A 16,846-nucleotide genomic window follows, 5' to 3' on the forward strand; every position below is an offset into this window, starting at 1 on the left:
CCCCCCCCCCCCCCCCCCCCCCCCCCCCCCCCCCCCCCCCCCCCCCCCCCCCCCCCCCCCCCCCCCCCCCCCCCCCCCCCCCCCCCCCCCCCCCCTCCCATCTCACCTCAGGTGCCGGGCGAAGAACCCGTCCGCGGACTCACCCGCGTGCTCCGGTACCCCCGTGTGCCCGCCCATGTTGGCGTTCAGGCCCTTCTCCGCGGAGCCGAAGGCGTCGAAGAGTTCCAGGGCCGCCTGCCGGTCGTTGCCCTCGTCGTCCCACTGCAGCAGGACGTGCAGCGGCAGGGTGACCTTGCGGGCCTCCTCGACGATGCTGCGCGGGATGTAGCTGCCCGCGAACAGGGTGGCGGCCGCGATACGGGGCTCCGTCGCCGCGAGCCGCACGCCGAGGGAGATCACCCCGCCCGCGTAGCCGACGGGGCCGTCGAGTTCGGGGAGCGCGAGCAGGGCGTCGAGGGCGGCGCGCGTTTCCCCGGCGGCCTGGTCGACCAGCGGAAGGATCAGGGCGTCGATGATCTCGTCCGTGACCGGGGCGCCCGCCGCCAGCGCCTGGCGCAGGTCGGCCCGTGCCTGGTCCATGACGGGGATCCGGGGCCGCTCCCCGCTCCCGGGGAGCTCGATGGTGGCCGCCGCGTACCCCTGCGCCGCACAGGCGCGGGCCCGTGCCACGAGCCGCGGGTACATCCTGTCCAGGCCCAGCGGCGGGTGGCCGAGGAGGACCGGACGGGCCGGGGCGGAGGCGGTGGCGGATTCCGGCGTCCAGAGGATGCCGGGGATCCCGTCGAGGGAATCGCCGGGGGTGCCGCCGAGGGTGAAGGTGCGCTCGACGAGACCGTCGTCCAGGCGCCGGGCGGGAGCGAACTGCAGGCCGGGGGTGGTGTGATGCACACCGGAAGTGCTGTGCTGCATGGTCGTGCCTTTCGGGAGTCCGAGAAATACGGCGCTCCCGGGCGACGACCTATCGCCCGACCGTGACCTCTGAGGAGAGCACCCACGTGAATTGGTTCACGGGTACCACCTCCTCGTTCTCTCGCACGGCCGCCAGAACGGTAACAGCGGCCGCCCGCCCCCTCCAAACGTTTTTACTCGCCCTCGGTCCGCGAATCGTCCGGCCACACCCCGATGTGGTCCGTCTCCAGCTCCAGCGCCACCCGGTCCCGCATCTCCAGCGTCTGCGTGTAGTCCGCGGGGAGCTGCAGCCGGCCGGCCCGGTCGAGCATCGCGTACTCGCGGGCCACCATGTGCTCCTCGCCGGTCGCCGCGTCGATCCGCGTGTGCCGCAGGACCTCCGTGGAGGTGCGGCCGTCGCGGATGGCGACCGTGCGGCGGACCTCCGTGGCCACCGTCTGGTCGTGCGTGACGATCACGATCGTCGTGCCGAGCTCCTCGTTGGCCGCGCGGAACGCCTCGAAGATCTGCCGCCCGGTGGCCGAGTCCAGCTCACCGGTCGGTTCGTCGGCGAGCAGGACCTCCGGGTCGTTGGCGAGCGCCACCGCGATGGCGACGCGCTGCTGCTGGCCGCCGGACAGCTGCGCGGGACGCCGGTCGCGCAGCTCGCCCACGCCGAGCAGTTCGAGGAGTTCCTCGGCGCGTGCCGTCTTCTTCGCCCGGCCCCGTACGCCCCGCAGCTGCATGGGCAGTGCCACGTTCTGCGCCGCGGTCAGATACGGCAGCAGGTTGCGTGCCGTCTGCTGCCATACGAAGCCGACGATCTCGCGCCGGTAGCGCAGCCGGTCCTTGGAGCCCATCGCGAGCAGATCGCAGCCCGCGACCTTGGCCTGCCCGGCCGTCGGCTCGTCGAGGCCCGCGAGGATGTTCATCAGGGTCGACTTGCCGCTGCCGGACGCGCCGACGAGCGCCATCAACTCGCCCTTGGTGACCAGGAGATCGAGCCCTTGGAGCGCCTGCACCTCCACCCCGTCGGCCGTGAAGATACGCACCAGACGGTCGCAGGTGATCAGCGCGTCGTGCCCGAACTCCGGGCGGTCGCGCCGGGACGCGGCCCGCTGCTCCAGCTCGGCGAGGGTGACACCGCCGCCGGACGGGCCCGTCACGGTCGAGGTCGTCGTGGTCGTCGAAGGTTCGGTCATCGCCCGTCTCCAGCCCTGAGTTCGGTAAGGGAGGTCTGCCGTGCCGTCCACCATGCCTGGACGAGCGCGACCCCGGTGGCAAGCAGCACCACGAGGGCCGCGGGCACCAGCAACGACCAGGAATCCATACGGAGTTGTACGTCGCCGAAGGCATTGGCCTGGGTGGCGAGTGCGATCTGTCCGAGGTCGAGCCCCGGTGCGATCAGTTCCATCGCGGCGAGCGCCACCAGGACGCCGCCGACCGCGGCGAGCAGCGCCTGCGGCAGCGCTTCGAGGACGAGCAGCTTGCGTGCCTGCCCCCGGCCGAGCCCCATGGTGCGCAACCGCGCCACGAGGGCCGTGCGCTCCGGGGCGGTCTGCAGCAAGGAGAGCAGTACGGCGAGGACGGCGTAACCGGCACCGGCCGCGACCGCGAAGCCGTAGACGGTCTCGGCGCCCTTCTGGAGCGGGCCGTCGGACATGGCGGCACGGTCCTCGGCCCGCAGCTCGTAGGTGATGTCCGGACTGTTCGTGCCGACGGCCTTGCGGACCTCGGACCGCGTGAAGCCGCTGCCCGTCGCGTACAGCGCGCTGTCCGAGCGGTTCGTGAGCCGGCTCGCGTCGATCAGCATGAACTCGGCGCCGAAGCTGGCCGGGGTCCGCTCCTGCACCTTGCTCACGCGGGCCGTGAAGTCACCGGCCGGGGTGCGCAGCCGGTGCTCGCCCCTGCCGAGGCGCTCGGCGGCGGCCGATGACACGAAGGCGGGCGTGGGCTCCGATGCGGGTGCCTTCAGATCACCGGGCGACAGGACGCCGATGTTCACGCGCTTGGTCAGCCGCGCGTACGACTCCGGGTCCACGGCGATCAGGGAGATCTCCTTGCCGCCGTCCGGCATGCGCATGTTGCTGTCCACGTAGACCCGGCTGACCTCGCTGACCCCGTCCAGCGCGGCGATCTTGTCCGCGAGTCCGTCGGGCAGGTCCTGGTTCGGCCGGGCGTTGATCCGCAGATCGGCGCCCACGGACTGCAGTGCCACCGTGTCCCGCGCGTCGGCGATTCCGGCGAGCACGCTCCCGCCGAACGCGGCGGTCGTCAGCGCCACGAGCAGCGCGAGCAGCGGCAGCGCCTGCGCCGACGAGGTGCGTCCGGCGCGCGCCAGCGACAGGAAGCCGATCGCGCCGCGCCGGCGCAGCAAGGGCCGCCCCACGACCCGTATCGGCAGTGGGTAGAGCCGGATGAGCAGCAGCGCGGCGATCAGCGCCACCATCACGGGGGCCGCGCTGACCAGTCCGTCCGCACCGCCGCTGCCCTGGCGCCGCAGCGCCACCACGGCACCGGCCGCCAGGACGAGCGCGGTCAGTTCGGCGACCGTGCGACGGCGCGACGGCTTGGCGTCCACGAGGTCGTCGCGCCCGCCGTGGGCGCGCAGCCGGACATGGCCGAGGATCGCGCGGACCGGGAAGGCGACGCAGGTGATCAGCGCCACCAGGGCCGCCCCGGCGATCGACGGGCCGATGCGGCCGTCGGGCCGTACCAGCGCGGCGAGGAACCCGCCGAGCGCGGCGGCCGGCAGCGCGAGCACCGCCGTCTCGGCGCAGATCCTGCCGGTGATCCCGCGCACCGAGCCGCCGCGTGCGCGCAGCAGTGCGACCTCGCGTGAGCGGCGGGCCGAGGACAGCGCGCCGGTCATCAGGAGCACGACCAGGGCCACGGCACCGATGCCGTACACGGCGATGAAGACGACCGGCGACATCGCCTCACGAGCCGCCCGGAAGTCGCCCGTGATCCGCTCGAGATCGGTGTCCGCGTCGATGGCGTCACCCGCGTTGCCGCGCAGCTCCGACAGAGCGGGACCGTTCTCGATCGCGGCGACGCGCTCTTCGAGCGCGGGCAGTTCGGCGACCTGGATGTCCTCGATCACCGGCGGAACCCGCCAGTACACGTTGGGATTGGGGTCGAGCCGGATCAGCATCGCCGAGGCTTCCGGGGCGAGCAGCAGACCGCCGTGCCAGTACTTCTGGGGCACCGCCTTCGGGGTGAGCAGCAGGGCGGGCTTGCGCAGGGTCGCGTCGAAGGACCAGTAACTGCCCTGCGGATCACGGGGCTTCACGATTCCGGTGATCTTCAGGCCGACGGTGGCCATGCCGTCGTCCGCGGCGAAGTGGATGACGGAACCCACCTTGATGCCGAGGATCCTGGCGGTGTCCACGCTCACGGCCGCCTCGGCCTGCTTGCTGCGGATCGTGACCTCGTCGCCCCGCGGGAGCCTGCCCTCGACGACCCGCCCGTGCCGGCCGACATCGGCCTGGGCGGCCACCGTGAAGTGGGCGAAGATCTCCTCGGGCCGCGGCAGCCAGTGGTCGCGCGCCATCACCGGCCGCGACGTCTGGGCGCCGTACGCCATCTGCGACTTGTCGGGGGTCAGCGGGGAGTCCATGGCGTCCAGGACATACGGGACGCCGTCCCGTATGAGGTCCGGTGCCACATCCGCGCTCGACGCGGGCTCGTAGTAGCCGCCCGTCGGCATGGACACCTGGAAACCGGTGCGGTCAGGGCCCGCCTCGGTCAGCGACGTCCGCAGGCCCTCCGTCTCGTACGTGTCCACGGCGCGCGGGAACACCGCCGCGAGGAACGACGTCACCAGGACGAGCAGCGTCAGTGCCAGCGCCGGCAGCGGGGCCGCCTTCAGATGGGTGCGCACCCAGGGCGCAACTGCTGTGGTTCGCATGTCAGTCACCCCCGGTGTTCAGGTCCCGTGTCATTGCGTGCCTCCTGCGCTGAGTTCCGTGATCGAGGTGCGGCGTGCGGTCCACCACGCCTGGGCGGCGGCGACGCCGGTCGCGAGGAGCAGCACGGCGAGCGCGGGCAGCAGCAACGACCAGGGCTCCATGCGGAGATGAGCGCCGCCGAAGCCCGCGGCCCGCGCTGCCAGCGCCAGTCCTCCGAGGTCGAGCCCCGGTGCGAGCAGGTCCATGGCGACCACCGCGACGAGGACGCCGCCGAGGGTCGCGAGCAGCGCCTGCGGCAGTGCTTCGAGTACGAGAAGTCGCCGCGCCTGTCCCTTGCGCAGGCCCATGGTCCGCAACCGGGCGATCAGCACGGTGCGTTCGGGAGCGGCCTGCAGCAGGGACAGGAGGACGGCGAGCGCGGCATACCCCGCACCGGCGGCCACGGCGAACCGGTAGACGGTCTCGGCGCCGGTCTGGAGCGGGGAGTCGGTGAGGGCCGCCCGTTCGTCGGAGCGCAGCAGCAGCTCGACGCCCGCGCCCGGGGCGACGACGTCCCGCAGGGCGCGCTTGTCGTAGCCGCTGCCGACCGCGAGGAGCAGGGAGTGGGCGGGCTTGAGCAGCCGGCTCGCGTCGATGAGGACGAAGTCCATGCTGCGCAGCGCCGGTGTCGTGTCGAGCACCCCGGTCACCTGCATCGTGAATTCGCCCGCGGGCACCCGGAAGGTGCGCTCGGCGCTGCCCAGGCGCTGCGCCACGGACGGCGACACCAGCGCGGGCTGCGGGCCCGAGCCGGGCGCCGACAGATCCTCCGCCGAGAACGTGCCGAGCCCGGTGGCCGCGGCGATCCGCGCGTAGGCCCGCGGCTCCACGGCGATCAGCGCCACCGGTTTGCCGCTTGGCATCGCGAGTTCGTACTCGACATACGCCGACGCCACCGCGTCGATCCCGTCGACCGCGTCCACCTGCGCGTCGAGCGCGTCGGGCAGCGGCGCCTTCGGCTTGTTGGGGACCTCCGCCACGGCGCTGACCCGGACGTCGGCGCCCACGATCTCCAGCGCCGCCCGGTCCCGCGCCTCTTCGACCCCGGCCGGCACGGAACCGCCGAGGGCCGCTGTCGTCAGCGCGATCAGGAGCACGAGCAGCGGCAGGGCCTGAGTGGAGGACGTACGCCCGGCGCGGGCCAGGGACAGGAAGCCGACCGCGCCCCGGCCGCGCCCGAGCGGGCGGACCAGCATCCGCAGCGGCAGCGGATACAGCCGGACGAGCAGCAGCGCGGCGACCAGGGAGAGCAGGACCGGAGCGGCACTCACCAGTGTGTCCGCACCGCCGCCGGTTCCTCGCCGGCGCAGGGCGAGTACCGCGCCCACGGCGAGCACCACCAGCGTCAGCTCCGCGACCGTACGCCGCCGTGAGGGCCGGGCGGCGACGAGGTCCCCGCGGCCCGAGTGGCTCCGGGTCCGCCGGTGCCGGGCGGCGCCGAGCAAGGGCAGGGCGAGACTGGCGAGTACGGCCACGGCGGCCGAGGCGAGCAGCGACGGCCCGAGCGGACCCCCCGGAAGTACGGCGACCGCGAGCAGCCAGCCGAGCGCGGCCGCCGGCACCGCCACCACCGCGGTCTCCGCGCACAGCCGGCCGGCGATCTGGCGCAGCGAACCGCCGCGCGAGCGCAGAAGCGTGAGTTCGGCGGCGCGCCGGGCCGCCGACAGGGCACCGCTCATCACAACGGTGACCAGGGCGATCACCCCGATGCCGTAGACGGCGATCAGCATGATGGGGGTGACGGCCGTGCGCAGCGCGCGGAAGTCGGCGACGATCTCGTCGAGTCCGGTGGCGACCGAGACCTGGGGGCCGAGGCGGCCGACCAGCCGGGCGTTGAGCGGGCCGCTGTTGAGGGAGGCCAGCTGGCGGTCGAGCGCCGGCAGATCGCCCGCGTCCAGGGAGGCGACCTCGGGCTCGACTCGCGCGTAGAGGTTTACCGTCCAGTCGCCCGCGAGCAGGAACGGTGCGGCCTCGGGCGCGAGCAGCAGCCCGCCGTGCCAGTACGTGTTGTTCGTCGTATCCGTGTATTCGGTGTACGTGATCTGCGGCGTCCGCAGAACCGCCTCGCGCGACCAGTAACTTCCCTGCGGATCACGGGGTTTGACGATGCCCGTGACCCGCACCTCCAGGCGCTTTCCGCCCGGCGCCTTGAAGTCGATCACCGAACCGACCTTGATCTTCATGATCCGGGCGGTGTCCTCGGCGACCGCCGCCTCGGTCGCGGTGCTCTGCGCGGTGACGCCCTTGCCCCGGGGAAGCCGGCCCTCGACGATCCGGGAATGGCTCCCCATACCGGCCTGCGCCGCGAGGGTGAAGCGCGGTTCGTTGCCGCCGTACCGGCGGGGGATCCACGGGTCGTAGGGCGCCTTCCAGGCGCGCACCGACTCGGCGCCGCGCGCGGCTTGCGTCATGTCCGGGACGAGGGGGTCCGCGAGCACATCGAGAGCGGCGGACTGCAGGTAGGCAGGCCGGCGCGGGTTGGCGAGGCGCGACTCGACACTGTCGAGCACCGATATCTCGATGCCGCGCTGCTCGGGCCGTGCAGCGCTCACCGCGTCCCTGAGCCCGTCTGCCTCGTAGGAGTACACCGCACGCGGGAACGCGGCCGCGAGGAACGACGTGGCACAGACGAGCAGCCCGACAGCCGCCGCCGCGAGCGGGGCAGCCCGCAGCCGCGTGCGCACCCAGGGTGCGACGGGCCTGGCTGCCATGTCAGTTGTTCCCGTCGTGACGGAGCGACACCACCGGCTCGACCCGTCGCAGGGCGATGGCCGCGACCACGAGCAGCGGGACCAGCGCGACCATCCCGAGGAGCAGCGCCACCCGGCCGGCCGGCAGCTCCACGAGCACCGACGGCACGGGCTTTCCCGCGTCCCCGGTGAGCACGATCAACGGCACCACCGCTCGGGTCAGTACGGCGCCCAGCGCCACGCCGACCACCAGCGCGAGCCCGATGAGTACGCCCTGTTCGGCCGCGATCAGCCGCGCGAGCTGCCGTTGCGGTGTGCCGAGGGCCCGCAGCACCGAGAACTCGGCGGCCCGCTCCCGCAGCGATCCGGCCGCGCTGACCGCGAAGCCGACGGCCGCGAGCGCGGCGGCGACCACGGCGACCGCGAGCAGCGCCGACTGCGGACCCGCGCCCAGCGGATCGTCCCGCAGCTCCTCGGCGATCTCCGCGCGCACGAGCACCTGCTCGGGGTCGACGTCGGGGCGCGCCCGCAGTTCGCGGGCGACCTGTTCGGCCTTGCCCGCCTCGGGCGTCAGCCACCATTCACCAGGCGTCAGCTCGGGGTCGAAGCTCTGCGCGTTCACCTCGTTGACGACGCGCAGATCGACCAGCACCGCACCGCCGTTCGCGGTGGACGTGGGCAGCTCGGGCACCACCTTCGCGATCCGCACCTGGACGGGCTCGGAGGCCAGCGGCAGATCGACCGTGTCGCCCACCTTCGCCCCGCTCGCGGTCAGGAACCGCTCGGTGACCACCGCGGACGGGTCGGCGGCCCGGGGGCGCTTGGCGGTGATCCGTACCTGAGTCGTCATGTCCCCGGTGGGGCTCGTCCACGCGGGAGTGGTGTGGAACCGCGTACTGAGCAGAGTGCCCCCGGCCGGGGGCCCGACCTTCAGCTGGTTCGGCGCCACGGGAATGTCGGACACCGCGGTGGGCGACACATCCTGCGCCCAGCCCTGCCACTCCTGGCCGTCGGGCGCGGCCAGAGCCTTGCCGTCGGCCTGTGCGGAGAGCACCGAGAAGGTGTGCTTCTCGGACTCCTTCGGGGATCCCGGGGTGTCCACCTGGAACCCGGTCAGCTGGTACGGGCCCGTGGACCCGAGCTCCGTACGGAAGCTGCGGGCGCGGCCGTCGGCGGGCAGTTCGCCCAGCCGGGCCGGGTGCGTGGCGCCGAAGCGGTCCCGCAGCATGGCGCTGACCGACGCGGAGTCGGTCTTGCTCGGCTCCTGCGACGTCATCTTCATCTCGACGGTCAACTCGGCTGCCTTGTCCGGCAGTTCGACGCCGTACGTGGCGATGTCGCGGACTCCGAGCGCGTCCTGCAGGGACCCCGGGCTGCCCAGGTCCTCGCGGAGCAGCATGCCGTCCGCGGCGTTGCGGGTGTCGAGGGCAATGATGTCCGCGGAGCGCTCGCCCGACATCTCCATCGTGCGGCGTACCGCGGGAGCCGCCGCACGCACGCCGTCCAGGGACGTGTACACCTCGCCCTGGTCCGCCGCGGCGATCCGGCCGCCCTGCACCCGCACCTGCGTGCCCGACCGGAAGTCCGCCTGGTCCTCCTGCGAGCAGTCCCACGACGCGCCGTGCCCGATCGCGAGCATCCCCATCGCGACCGCGAGCACGAGCAGCAGGACGGGACCGGCGCCGCGCAGCGGGCGGCGGCTGAGCTGCCAGCCCGCGAGGGCGCCGGGCAGGCCGCGGCCCTTCGCGGCGCGGCGCTCGCCGAGGCGCGCGGCGGGCGGCAGCAGCCGCAGGGTCAGGACGGTGCCGGCCAGCAGCGCGAGCGCCGGGGCGCCGACGAGCAGCGGGTCGATGCCGAGCCGCCCCTCGGCGTCGCCGCTGAGCGCGCCGCCGCCCGAGGTCTGCTGGTCCAGCTGCCAGTAGGCGACGGCCGCGATCACCAGGAGGCCGACGTCGGCGCCCGCGCGCACCGGCGCGGGCAGCGACTTCATCCGCACCGAGCGGCGCATGCCCGTCACGGACAGGGCCGGTGCCACCACGGCGAGGGCGCAGCCGAGCGCGACCACGAGGGCCACCAGCCACACCGAGAACGTCGGATCCGTCTCCAGTTCGAGGCCGATCCGGGCCAGCGCGCCCTGCCCGGCGAGAAGTTTCGTCAGCGGACCGGCGAGCAGCGGCGCGAGCACCGCCGCGGGCACCGCGAGCAGCAGCGACTCGGCGGCCGCGAACCAGGCGATCCGGCCGCGCGAACCACCGCGCGCCATCAGCAGATCCGTCTCGCCCGCGCGCTCCGACGACAGCAGCCGTGCCACGAGCAGCAATGCGTACGCGGCGAGCATCAGCAGCTGGATCGCCACGATCACGAGCGTGGAGCGGGCCACGAGCAGCGAACGCTCGGCCCGGTCGAGCAGCGTCGGCAGCTCGGTGTGCGCGGCCACCCCGGTGCCGAGCCCGGAGACCTTCCCGAACTGGCTGTTGCCGCGCTCGGCGGCCTCCTTCAGGGCGGCGATCCGGTCGGCCCCGAGGTTGCGGAAGTCGGCGGTGGCCAGCCACGACACCTCACCGGCCGGCACGCGTCCGCTGCTGAAGGTCGCGGGATCGGTGAGCAGCGGTCCGTACGTGGTGAAGTCCAGCTTGCGGACGCCGCGCCCGTCCATCTCGTCGACCTGCCAGTACGGCTCGGCGGCGTCGACCGGCGTGTACGTGCCGGAGACGCGCACCTGCACGGACGGGCCGTCGAGTCGGTCGGTGAGCTTGAAGGCCGGGCCGCCCGGCTTCAAGTTCAGCTCCTTCGCGGCCACTTCGGGCAGCGCCACCTCGACGGCGCCCTTGCCGCCGGCCTCCGGGGCCTTCGGCCAGGCGCCGTCGACCAGCCGGAGCCGGGAGCGGTCGAGCACGGCGAGATGGGTGAGGTCCGGGTCGCCCGCGCGTCTTTCGGGCGCCTGCAGCGAGCGCGGCAGCGCGTACGCCTCGGACTTCTCGGCCGCGCGCAGCGAGACCGGCAGACCGTCGTAGACCTTCCGGGCGCCCGCCTCGACCTTGCGGTCGGCCTCGGCCCGCTGGCCCGGCTCCACGTCGTACTGCACGAGGAGGGAGGCCGGCGAGGCCGAGCGCGTGGTGAGCGCGTGCCGCAGCGCGGCGTCACCGATCGCCCCCGAGAAGCCGGTGAGGGTCGCGAGGACCGACGTCGTCAGCAGCACCGCGAGGAGCGCCGCGAGCAGCAGCAGGCGATGCGCGCGTACCCGCAGAAAGATGAACCCCGTCACCCGATCACCGGTCCCCGTCCCGTACTCGGGCCCCCGCCCTCGTACCCCTGAACGGCGACTCTTTCAGGTGGTCAGGAAGAGGGAAACCGCTCTCTGGCCGAAATTGACCAGATCGTGACCGCATTACGGGGAATGAGGGTCGGATTCCGGAACGAAGGGTGAATCAGGCGGTCAGCCTTCGGTGTTGACCATCGAGGCGGCCGCGTACGTCAGGTAGTTCCACAACGTGCGGTCGTGCTCCTCGGAGAGCCCCAGTTCGTCGACCGCCGCGCGCATGTGCAGCAGCCACGCGTCGTGCGCCGCCCGGTCCACCTTGAACGGGGCGTGCCGCATCCGCAGCCGGGGGTGGCCGCGGTCATCGCTGTACGTGCGGGGCCCGCCCCAGTACTGCATCAGGAAGAGCGCGAGCCGCTCCTCGGCCGGACCGAGGTCGTCCTCCGGGTACATGGGCTTCAGCAGCGGGTCCTCGGCGACGCCTTGGTAGAAGTGGTGCACCAGACGCCGGAAGGTCTCCTCGCCGCCGACCTGCTCGTAGAAGGTCTGCTCCTGAAGCGTGCCGCGCGGGATCTCTGTCACCCCTCCATCGTCGCAGACCCCCCGACGGAGGACTGGAGGACTAGGTCTCCGCTCCCCGGTGCGGGGCCTCGCGTCCAGGGGCAAACCGCAGCACAGTGGGTATATGGGTGCAGCCTCCGATCCCGTGGACGACCCCTCCGGTCCTTCCGGCCCCTCCGGGCCCGCCGATCCAGCGGCCGTGGCGCGGGCGGCTCTGGTGCGGGAGATCGAGGAGAGCGGCGCGTTCGACGCCGATCCGCGCTGGCGCGAGGCGTTCGCCGCCGTGCCGCGGCATCTGTTCGTGCCCTACTACTACGCGAACGCCACGGGCGGCTACGAGCGGCTGTGGGGCGAGGACGAGAGCGAGGCGCGGCGGGCGCGCTGGCTCCAGGGGGTCTACAGCGACGCCCCGCTGGCCACGCGGGTACGGGACGGGGACCTGGTGTCCTCGTCGAGCCAGCCGTCCCTGATGGCGAAGATGCTGGCCGAACTCGACGTCCGCGACGGCCAGAGCGTCCTGGAGATCGGGGCGGGCACGGGCTACAACGCGGCCCTGCTCGCGTACGTGCTCGGGGACGCGGCGGTCACCACCGTCGACCTCGAACCGGAGATCACCGAGGCGGCCCGCCGCCATCTCGAACGCGCGGGCTTCGCGCCCGCCGTCGTCACCGGCGACGGGGCACGGGGATGCCCCGCGCACGCCCCGTACGACAGGATCATCGCGACCTGCACCCTCGCGACGATCCCGCGGGCCTGGCTGGAGCAGTGCAGGGCCGGGGCGCGGATCCTGGCGCCGCTGTCCACCGGCCTGATCGCCCTGACGGTGCGGGACACCGGGTACGCGGAGGGGCGCTTCCTGCACACGCCCGCGTACTTCGTGCCGCTGCGCGGCGGCGGGCGGGAGCCCTCCGGGCGGCCCCGGTACGCGTCCTCGCTGCCGCGCCGCATCACCCAGAACGAGCTCTTCCGCTTCCTGCTCGAACTCACGGCGGGCTCACTCGACCCCGAGGAGGCCTTCGCCCTGTGGCGCCGCGAAGGGCGCCCGGAGCGGGAGCGGTTCGGAGTGACGGTGGCGGGTGACGCGGTGTGGGCCTGGCTCGACGACCCGGAGGGGCCGTACGTGTGGGGGCTCGGCTGAGGGCTCGGATGTGGGCTCGGCCGTGGGCTCGGTCGGGGGTGGAACGCCGGCGCGGGCGGGAACGACGACGCCCGGCCTCCCCGAGGGGAAGCCGGGCGTCATACGGGCCGAGGCGTCAGCCGCGGCGCAGCGTGATCGTCGTCCACGCGCCGACGTGGACCCGGTCGCCGTCCTGCAGCGGGACGGGGACGAAGGGCTGGATGGGCTCCTCGCCGTTGTTGACCGTCGTGCCGTTGGTCGAGTTCTGGTCGACCACCGCCCAGCCGCCGTCCGGCTGCTGGACCAGGACCGCGTGCTGGTGCGAGACACCCGGGTCCTCCGGCGGGACCGAGAGGTCGATGTCCGGCGTCTCGCCCGTGGAGTGGCGGCGACGGCCGATCGTGATCTGGTTCCCGGTGAGTCTGCGCTCCTGCTCCGGCGAGTACGCGGGCAGGTTGAGGCTCGACGCCTCGGGACCGCTGCGGTGCATCATCGCCATGAAGTAGTCACGGTCCGGACCGATCACCGCGGTCCAGCCGACCGGACCCTGCGGCTGCGGCGCCGGGTAGCCGCCGCCGGCCAGCGGGTGCTGGACCGGGGGAGCGGACTGCGCGGACGGCGGCTGCAGCATCCAGTCGTCGTCGCCCTGCGTGCCCTGCGGCGGAGCCGGCGGGCCGGGCTGCTGCTGGTAGCCCTGCGCGGGCGGCGGGGGCGGGGGGCCGCCCATGGGGCCGGGAGGACCGGGAGGACCACCGGGGCCGCCCATCGGACCGGGGCCGGGAGGGCCAGGAGGGCCGCCCATCGGGCCGTTGGGGCCGGGAGGTCCGCCCATCGGGCCGTTCGGGAAGGGCCCGCCCGCACCGTTCGGACCCGGACCGCCCATCGGACCCGGACCGCCCATCGGACCGGACGGGTCCGGCTGCAGCGGCTCGGCGGGACGGTTCATCTGCGAGGGCCGCGAGCTCGTGTACTCGCCGGGCGGCTGCTGCGCCTGGAACCCCGGCGGCAGGTTCACACCGGGGACGGGCTGGCGCGGAGCGGCGGGCGTGTACGACGTCGCCGTGTTGGTGATGAAGTTCCAGCGGCACTCCTCGCAGAAAGGCTCGTTCGCCTCACGCGGGGTCTGGCACTGGGGGCACAGCTGCGGGGGACCGGCCGGCTGCTGCGGATAGCCGTAACCCCCCTGCTGGCCCTGCTGCGGGTAGCCGTAACCGGCGCCCGGGGGCGGCGGGGGCGGAGGGACGGCGCCGGAGGGCGCGCTCGCACCGGTCATGCGGTGGCCGCAGACCTCGCACCAGTCGTCGGAACCCGACTGGTGTCCGTTCGGGCAGGTCGGCATGTCGGCGCTTCCCCCTCTCCTTCTACGACCGCTGCGGGCCGCTGTGTCAGTGTCCGGCCGCACCTCCCGGGTGCGGACGCGGACGCTCGGTACGTGTCACGTCACGCCCGGCATGCCCGACGACGCGGCCAAGGGCCTTGTCGTCACGGCCGGTTGCCGGGCCGTCGCGCTGTGTTCACTTCTTGACGCGAACCGTCTTGGTGGACCGGGTCTCGAGAGTCATCTCGTCGGCGTCCTCGACCTTCGCCTTCAATCGCACAGTACCTGTCGCGGCATCCTCGACGTCGACCACCTTCGCAAGCAGTTTCGCGGTGTCCTCGTTGCCGGAGGCCGCCGCGAGCTGAACGGCCCGTCCCAGCTTGGCCGTTGCCCCGTCCATGTCGCCCGCCTTGCGCGCGTCAAGACCCTGCTGGATGACCTGCGCCAGCTCCGCCTGGCCCGTGTAGTGCGCCACCTGCGGATTGATCGACGTGGACGCCGCCATGTCATCCGTCCACACGGCGCGTACGAGACCCTGCGAGAGCGTCTCGACGGTGCCGTCGCTCTGCGGCACCACCAGGGAGACCCGGGCCGCCAGCATCTCCTGCCCGAGATCGGCGTTCGGCACCTGAACGCAGACGTGGTAATCCCGGGACTCGTCCCCCCACGAACCCGTCGGATAGTCACCGGCCCGCGGGCCCGCCTCGGTGCGCCGGCCGGTCAACTCCTCGACGGTGGGCGCCACTTGCTTCACGAACTTGATCTCCGAGCCCATCGGGGTCCACAGGCGCAGCGCCACGTCCGCGACCTCCTTGCCCATCGCCGTCTCCATCATCTGCGTGAAGTCGGCGGCGAGCCCGGACGGGTCCGCGACGATGTCGGCGGAGCCCAGGAGCGCCGAGGCGATCCCGGTGACCTCCTTGACCTCCCAGTCCGTGCCCACACCGCGGGCATCGCAGGTGAAGCGGCCCGCGCACGCGTCGAGCGCGGCCTGCAGGTCCTCGGGCGACTCGTGCTCGTTGCGTCCGTCGGTGAGCAGGATCCCGTGGCGGATCGATACATCGGAGGAGGCGAGCAGCCGGTCGGCGAGCTTGAGCCAGGTGCCGATCGCGGTGCCGCCGCCCGCGCTGAGCCGGCGCAGCGCCTGCTTGGCCTCCTCGCGGGTGCCGGCGTCGGCGACCGCGAGCCGCCCGCCGCCCGGGTAGACCTCCTTGGCCACGTGCGTGCCGCCGATGATCGCGAAGTGCACGCCGTCGCGGAGCGTGTCGACCGCCGCGGCCGTGGCGTCGCGGGCGTTGCGCATCTTGGTCGGCGGGTAGTCCATCGAGCCCGAGCAGTCGACCATGATCGCCACCGCCGCGTCCGGTGTGCTGCCCGTCGAGTACGAGCGCACGGCCGTCCCCCCGACGGTGCCGCCGCCGGTCGAGGTCACGGTGACGATCGCGTTGACCTCACGGCCGCCCTCGGGCAGGAACTCGTTCTGGTAGACGTCGACCGAGAACTGCGGAACGTTCGACTTCGAGAAATTCGCCATGCTGTGCTTCCCCCCTCAGCCGTACCGCCGCCCGGGCCCCGGTTGCGGGCAGGCCCGGACGGCGCTTTGTGCTGACGTAAACCGAGTTGTCTGGATTCCGCACCCGTGGGCGCGGCCCCCGTCTCAGGCCGATCCTGCCCCTTGGGGCGCGACGGAGAACGGCAGTACCGCCACTGTTACGTTGTCGTGGCCCCCGCCGTCCAGTGCGTGACCGACCAGGACCTGTGCGCAGTGCAGCGGACGCTCGGACGCGTCGGCGGGGACGACGGCGGCCATTTCGGCCGCGCCCTCCGCGTAGTTCCACAGTCCGTCCGTGCACACCACCACTACACCCGCACGGTCCGGCTTGAAGGAAGCGGTGTGCGGCTCCAGTTCGTAGGCGTCGGCGCCGAGCCAGCCGGTGATGGCGTGGGCGCGCTCGTCCGCGTACGCCTCCGCTTCGTTCATCAGACCCGCCGCCACCATCTGCGCGGCCCACGAGTCGTCCTCGGTGAGCCGGGCCGGGGCGGAAGTGCGGTCCTCGGGCACCCAGTAGACGCGCGAGTCACCGACCCAGCCGACGACCAGGAGACCGCCGGCGATCACCGAGCCGACGATCGTGCACGCCGGGGCGTTCTGGTGGCGGTGCGGATCGTGCTCGCGGGCGTGCGCGGGGTCCTGCGCCAGGGCGTTGACCGCGTCGAACGCCGAGATGATCGCGTCGTGCATCGCCTGCTGCGGGTGCGTGCCGCGCGGCAGCGAGCCGAGCAGCGACTCGTTCGCGGCCTGCGAGGCGGCCGCCGAGGCCTCGTCGGGGCGGGTCGCCGAGGACACGCCGTCGCAGACGATCGCGACGACCGCGGGCGAGCCGTCGGGCAGCGCGGTCGAGGAGACGGCGAACGCGTCCTCGTTGCGGTGGTGGCGAAGCCCGCGGTCGGAGACCGCCGCGACCGCGTCCAGCTCCCGCTCCATGTGGTCCCGTTCGCGCGGCTGGGCGTGCCCGCAGTGCTCGCAGTAGCCGTCGTGGTCGACCGTGCCGGTGCGGCAGGCGACGCACAGCTTCGTGCCGGCCGGGGGAGTGGCCGTCGCGGCGGGCGGTGCGGTGCGCGGGTCGGGTGCCTGGAGCGCGTACCCGTCCGCCTCGGCGGACTCCTCGGTCCGCGCCGAGTGGTCGAAACGCACCACGCCGCCGCTCAGCTCGGCACCGGAGGAGTCCGTACCGCGCAGCTCACCCGGGTGATGGGTGTCGGTGCTGTCGGTGTCGGGCGCCTGCGGCCACTGGACGCCGGGGGAGCCGGGGGCCGGGGGCGTGCCCGGGAGGGGCGGCGGGGGTGCGGCGGGGGCCGGAGGGGCCGCCGGGGCCTCGGCGGGACTCCCCGGCGGCTGCGATCCGTTGATCGCGATCGTCGGGTGGTCGTCCGCGGCGACCGGCTCGGGCGTGACCGACAGGTCGTACCCGCACGCGCCGCAGAAGAGGTCGCCGCTCTCCAGCGGCTCCTCGCAGCTCGGGCACGACGACATCTCTGCCCCCTCGGTCAGCTGGCGCATCT

10 protein-coding genes are annotated in these 16,846 nt (G+C 73.4%); 1 reads left to right on the top strand and 9 read right to left on the bottom strand.

What is annotated here, in order from left to right:
• Window positions 1-102: 102 nt before the first annotated feature.
• From ACIBI4_RS34205 to ACIBI4_RS34230, 6 genes are all read right to left on the bottom strand, one after another.
• Entirely contained in the window at window positions 103-909 is an 807-nt protein-coding gene (locus ACIBI4_RS34205; protein ID WP_399208136.1) for an alpha/beta hydrolase, read from the bottom strand.
• 173 nt (window positions 910-1,082) lie between these two features.
• Window positions 1,083-2,090 carry an ABC transporter ATP-binding protein gene (locus ACIBI4_RS34210; protein ID WP_399208137.1) on the bottom strand — a complete coding sequence of 336 codons (1,008 nt, stop codon included), beginning with the start codon at window positions 2,088-2,090 and terminating at the stop codon, window positions 1,083-1,085.
• Entirely contained in the window at window positions 2,087-4,798 is a 2,712-nt protein-coding gene (locus ACIBI4_RS34215; protein WP_399208138.1) for an FtsX-like permease family protein, read from the bottom strand. The genes ACIBI4_RS34210 and ACIBI4_RS34215 overlap by 4 nt, the downstream gene beginning before the upstream one ends.
• Window positions 4,799-4,828: 30 nt before the next feature.
• A complete protein-coding gene (locus ACIBI4_RS34220; RefSeq protein WP_399208139.1) occupies window positions 4,829-7,549 on the bottom strand; it encodes an FtsX-like permease family protein in 2,721 nt (906 codons plus the stop codon).
• Between the two features lies 1 nt (window position 7,550).
• Complete coding sequence (locus tag ACIBI4_RS34225; protein ID WP_399208140.1) at window positions 7,551-10,793, bottom strand: FtsX-like permease family protein; 3,243 nt, start codon at window positions 10,791-10,793, stop codon at window positions 7,551-7,553.
• Window positions 10,794-10,964: 171 nt separating this feature from the next.
• Window positions 10,965-11,369, bottom strand: a complete 405-nt coding sequence (locus tag ACIBI4_RS34230) for a globin (protein WP_399208141.1) — start codon at window positions 11,367-11,369, stop codon at window positions 10,965-10,967.
• A 103-nt stretch (window positions 11,370-11,472) separates the two neighbouring features.
• Between ACIBI4_RS34230 and ACIBI4_RS34235 the strand changes: the two genes are divergently transcribed.
• Window positions 11,473-12,486, top strand: coding sequence for a methyltransferase domain-containing protein (locus tag ACIBI4_RS34235; protein ID WP_399208142.1), 1,014 nt, complete (start codon window positions 11,473-11,475; stop codon window positions 12,484-12,486).
• A 115-nt stretch (window positions 12,487-12,601) separates the two neighbouring features.
• On the opposite strand, the gene ACIBI4_RS34240 is transcribed toward ACIBI4_RS34235, so the two are convergent.
• The 3 genes from ACIBI4_RS34240 to ACIBI4_RS34250 form a co-directional block, all read right to left on the bottom strand.
• A complete protein-coding gene (locus tag ACIBI4_RS34240) occupies window positions 12,602-13,804 on the bottom strand; it encodes an FHA domain-containing protein (RefSeq protein ID WP_399208143.1) in 1,203 nt (400 codons plus the stop codon).
• Window positions 13,805-13,979: 175 nt separating this feature from the next.
• On the bottom strand, window positions 13,980-15,317 hold the full coding sequence (locus ACIBI4_RS34245) for a VWA domain-containing protein (RefSeq protein WP_399208144.1): 1,338 nt from the start codon (window positions 15,315-15,317) through the stop codon (window positions 13,980-13,982).
• Between the two features lie 123 nt (window positions 15,318-15,440).
• Complete coding sequence (locus ACIBI4_RS34250) at window positions 15,441-16,844, bottom strand: PP2C family serine/threonine-protein phosphatase (protein WP_399208194.1); 1,404 nt, start codon at window positions 16,842-16,844, stop codon at window positions 15,441-15,443.
• Window positions 16,845-16,846: the final 2 nt, after the last annotated feature.

Source organism: Streptomyces sp. NPDC050418 (assembly GCF_044458745.1).
Classification (GTDB): domain Bacteria; phylum Actinomycetota; class Actinomycetes; order Streptomycetales; family Streptomycetaceae; genus Streptomyces.

Excerpts from the sequence above, each read along its gene's own strand:
- ACIBI4_RS34205 (WP_399208136.1), bottom strand. The coding sequence starts at position 909 with ATGCAGCACAGCACTTCCGGTGTGCATCACACCACCCCCGGCCTGCAG.
- ACIBI4_RS34210 (WP_399208137.1), bottom strand. The coding sequence starts at position 2,090 with ATGACCGAACCTTCGACGACCACGACGACCTCGACCGTGACGGGCCCG.
- ACIBI4_RS34215 (WP_399208138.1), bottom strand. The coding sequence starts at position 4,798 with ATGCGAACCACAGCAGTTGCGCCCTGGGTGCGCACCCATCTGAAGGCG.
- ACIBI4_RS34220 (WP_399208139.1), bottom strand. The coding sequence starts at position 7,549 with ATGGCAGCCAGGCCCGTCGCACCCTGGGTGCGCACGCGGCTGCGGGCT.
- ACIBI4_RS34235 (WP_399208142.1), top strand. The coding sequence starts at position 11,473 with ATGGGTGCAGCCTCCGATCCCGTGGACGACCCCTCCGGTCCTTCCGGC.
- ACIBI4_RS34240 (WP_399208143.1), bottom strand. The coding sequence starts at position 13,804 with ATGCCGACCTGCCCGAACGGACACCAGTCGGGTTCCGACGACTGGTGC.
- ACIBI4_RS34245 (WP_399208144.1), bottom strand. The coding sequence starts at position 15,317 with ATGGCGAATTTCTCGAAGTCGAACGTTCCGCAGTTCTCGGTCGACGTC.
- ACIBI4_RS34250 (WP_399208194.1), bottom strand. The coding sequence starts at position 16,844 with ATGCGCCAGCTGACCGAGGGGGCAGAGATGTCGTCGTGCCCGAGCTGC.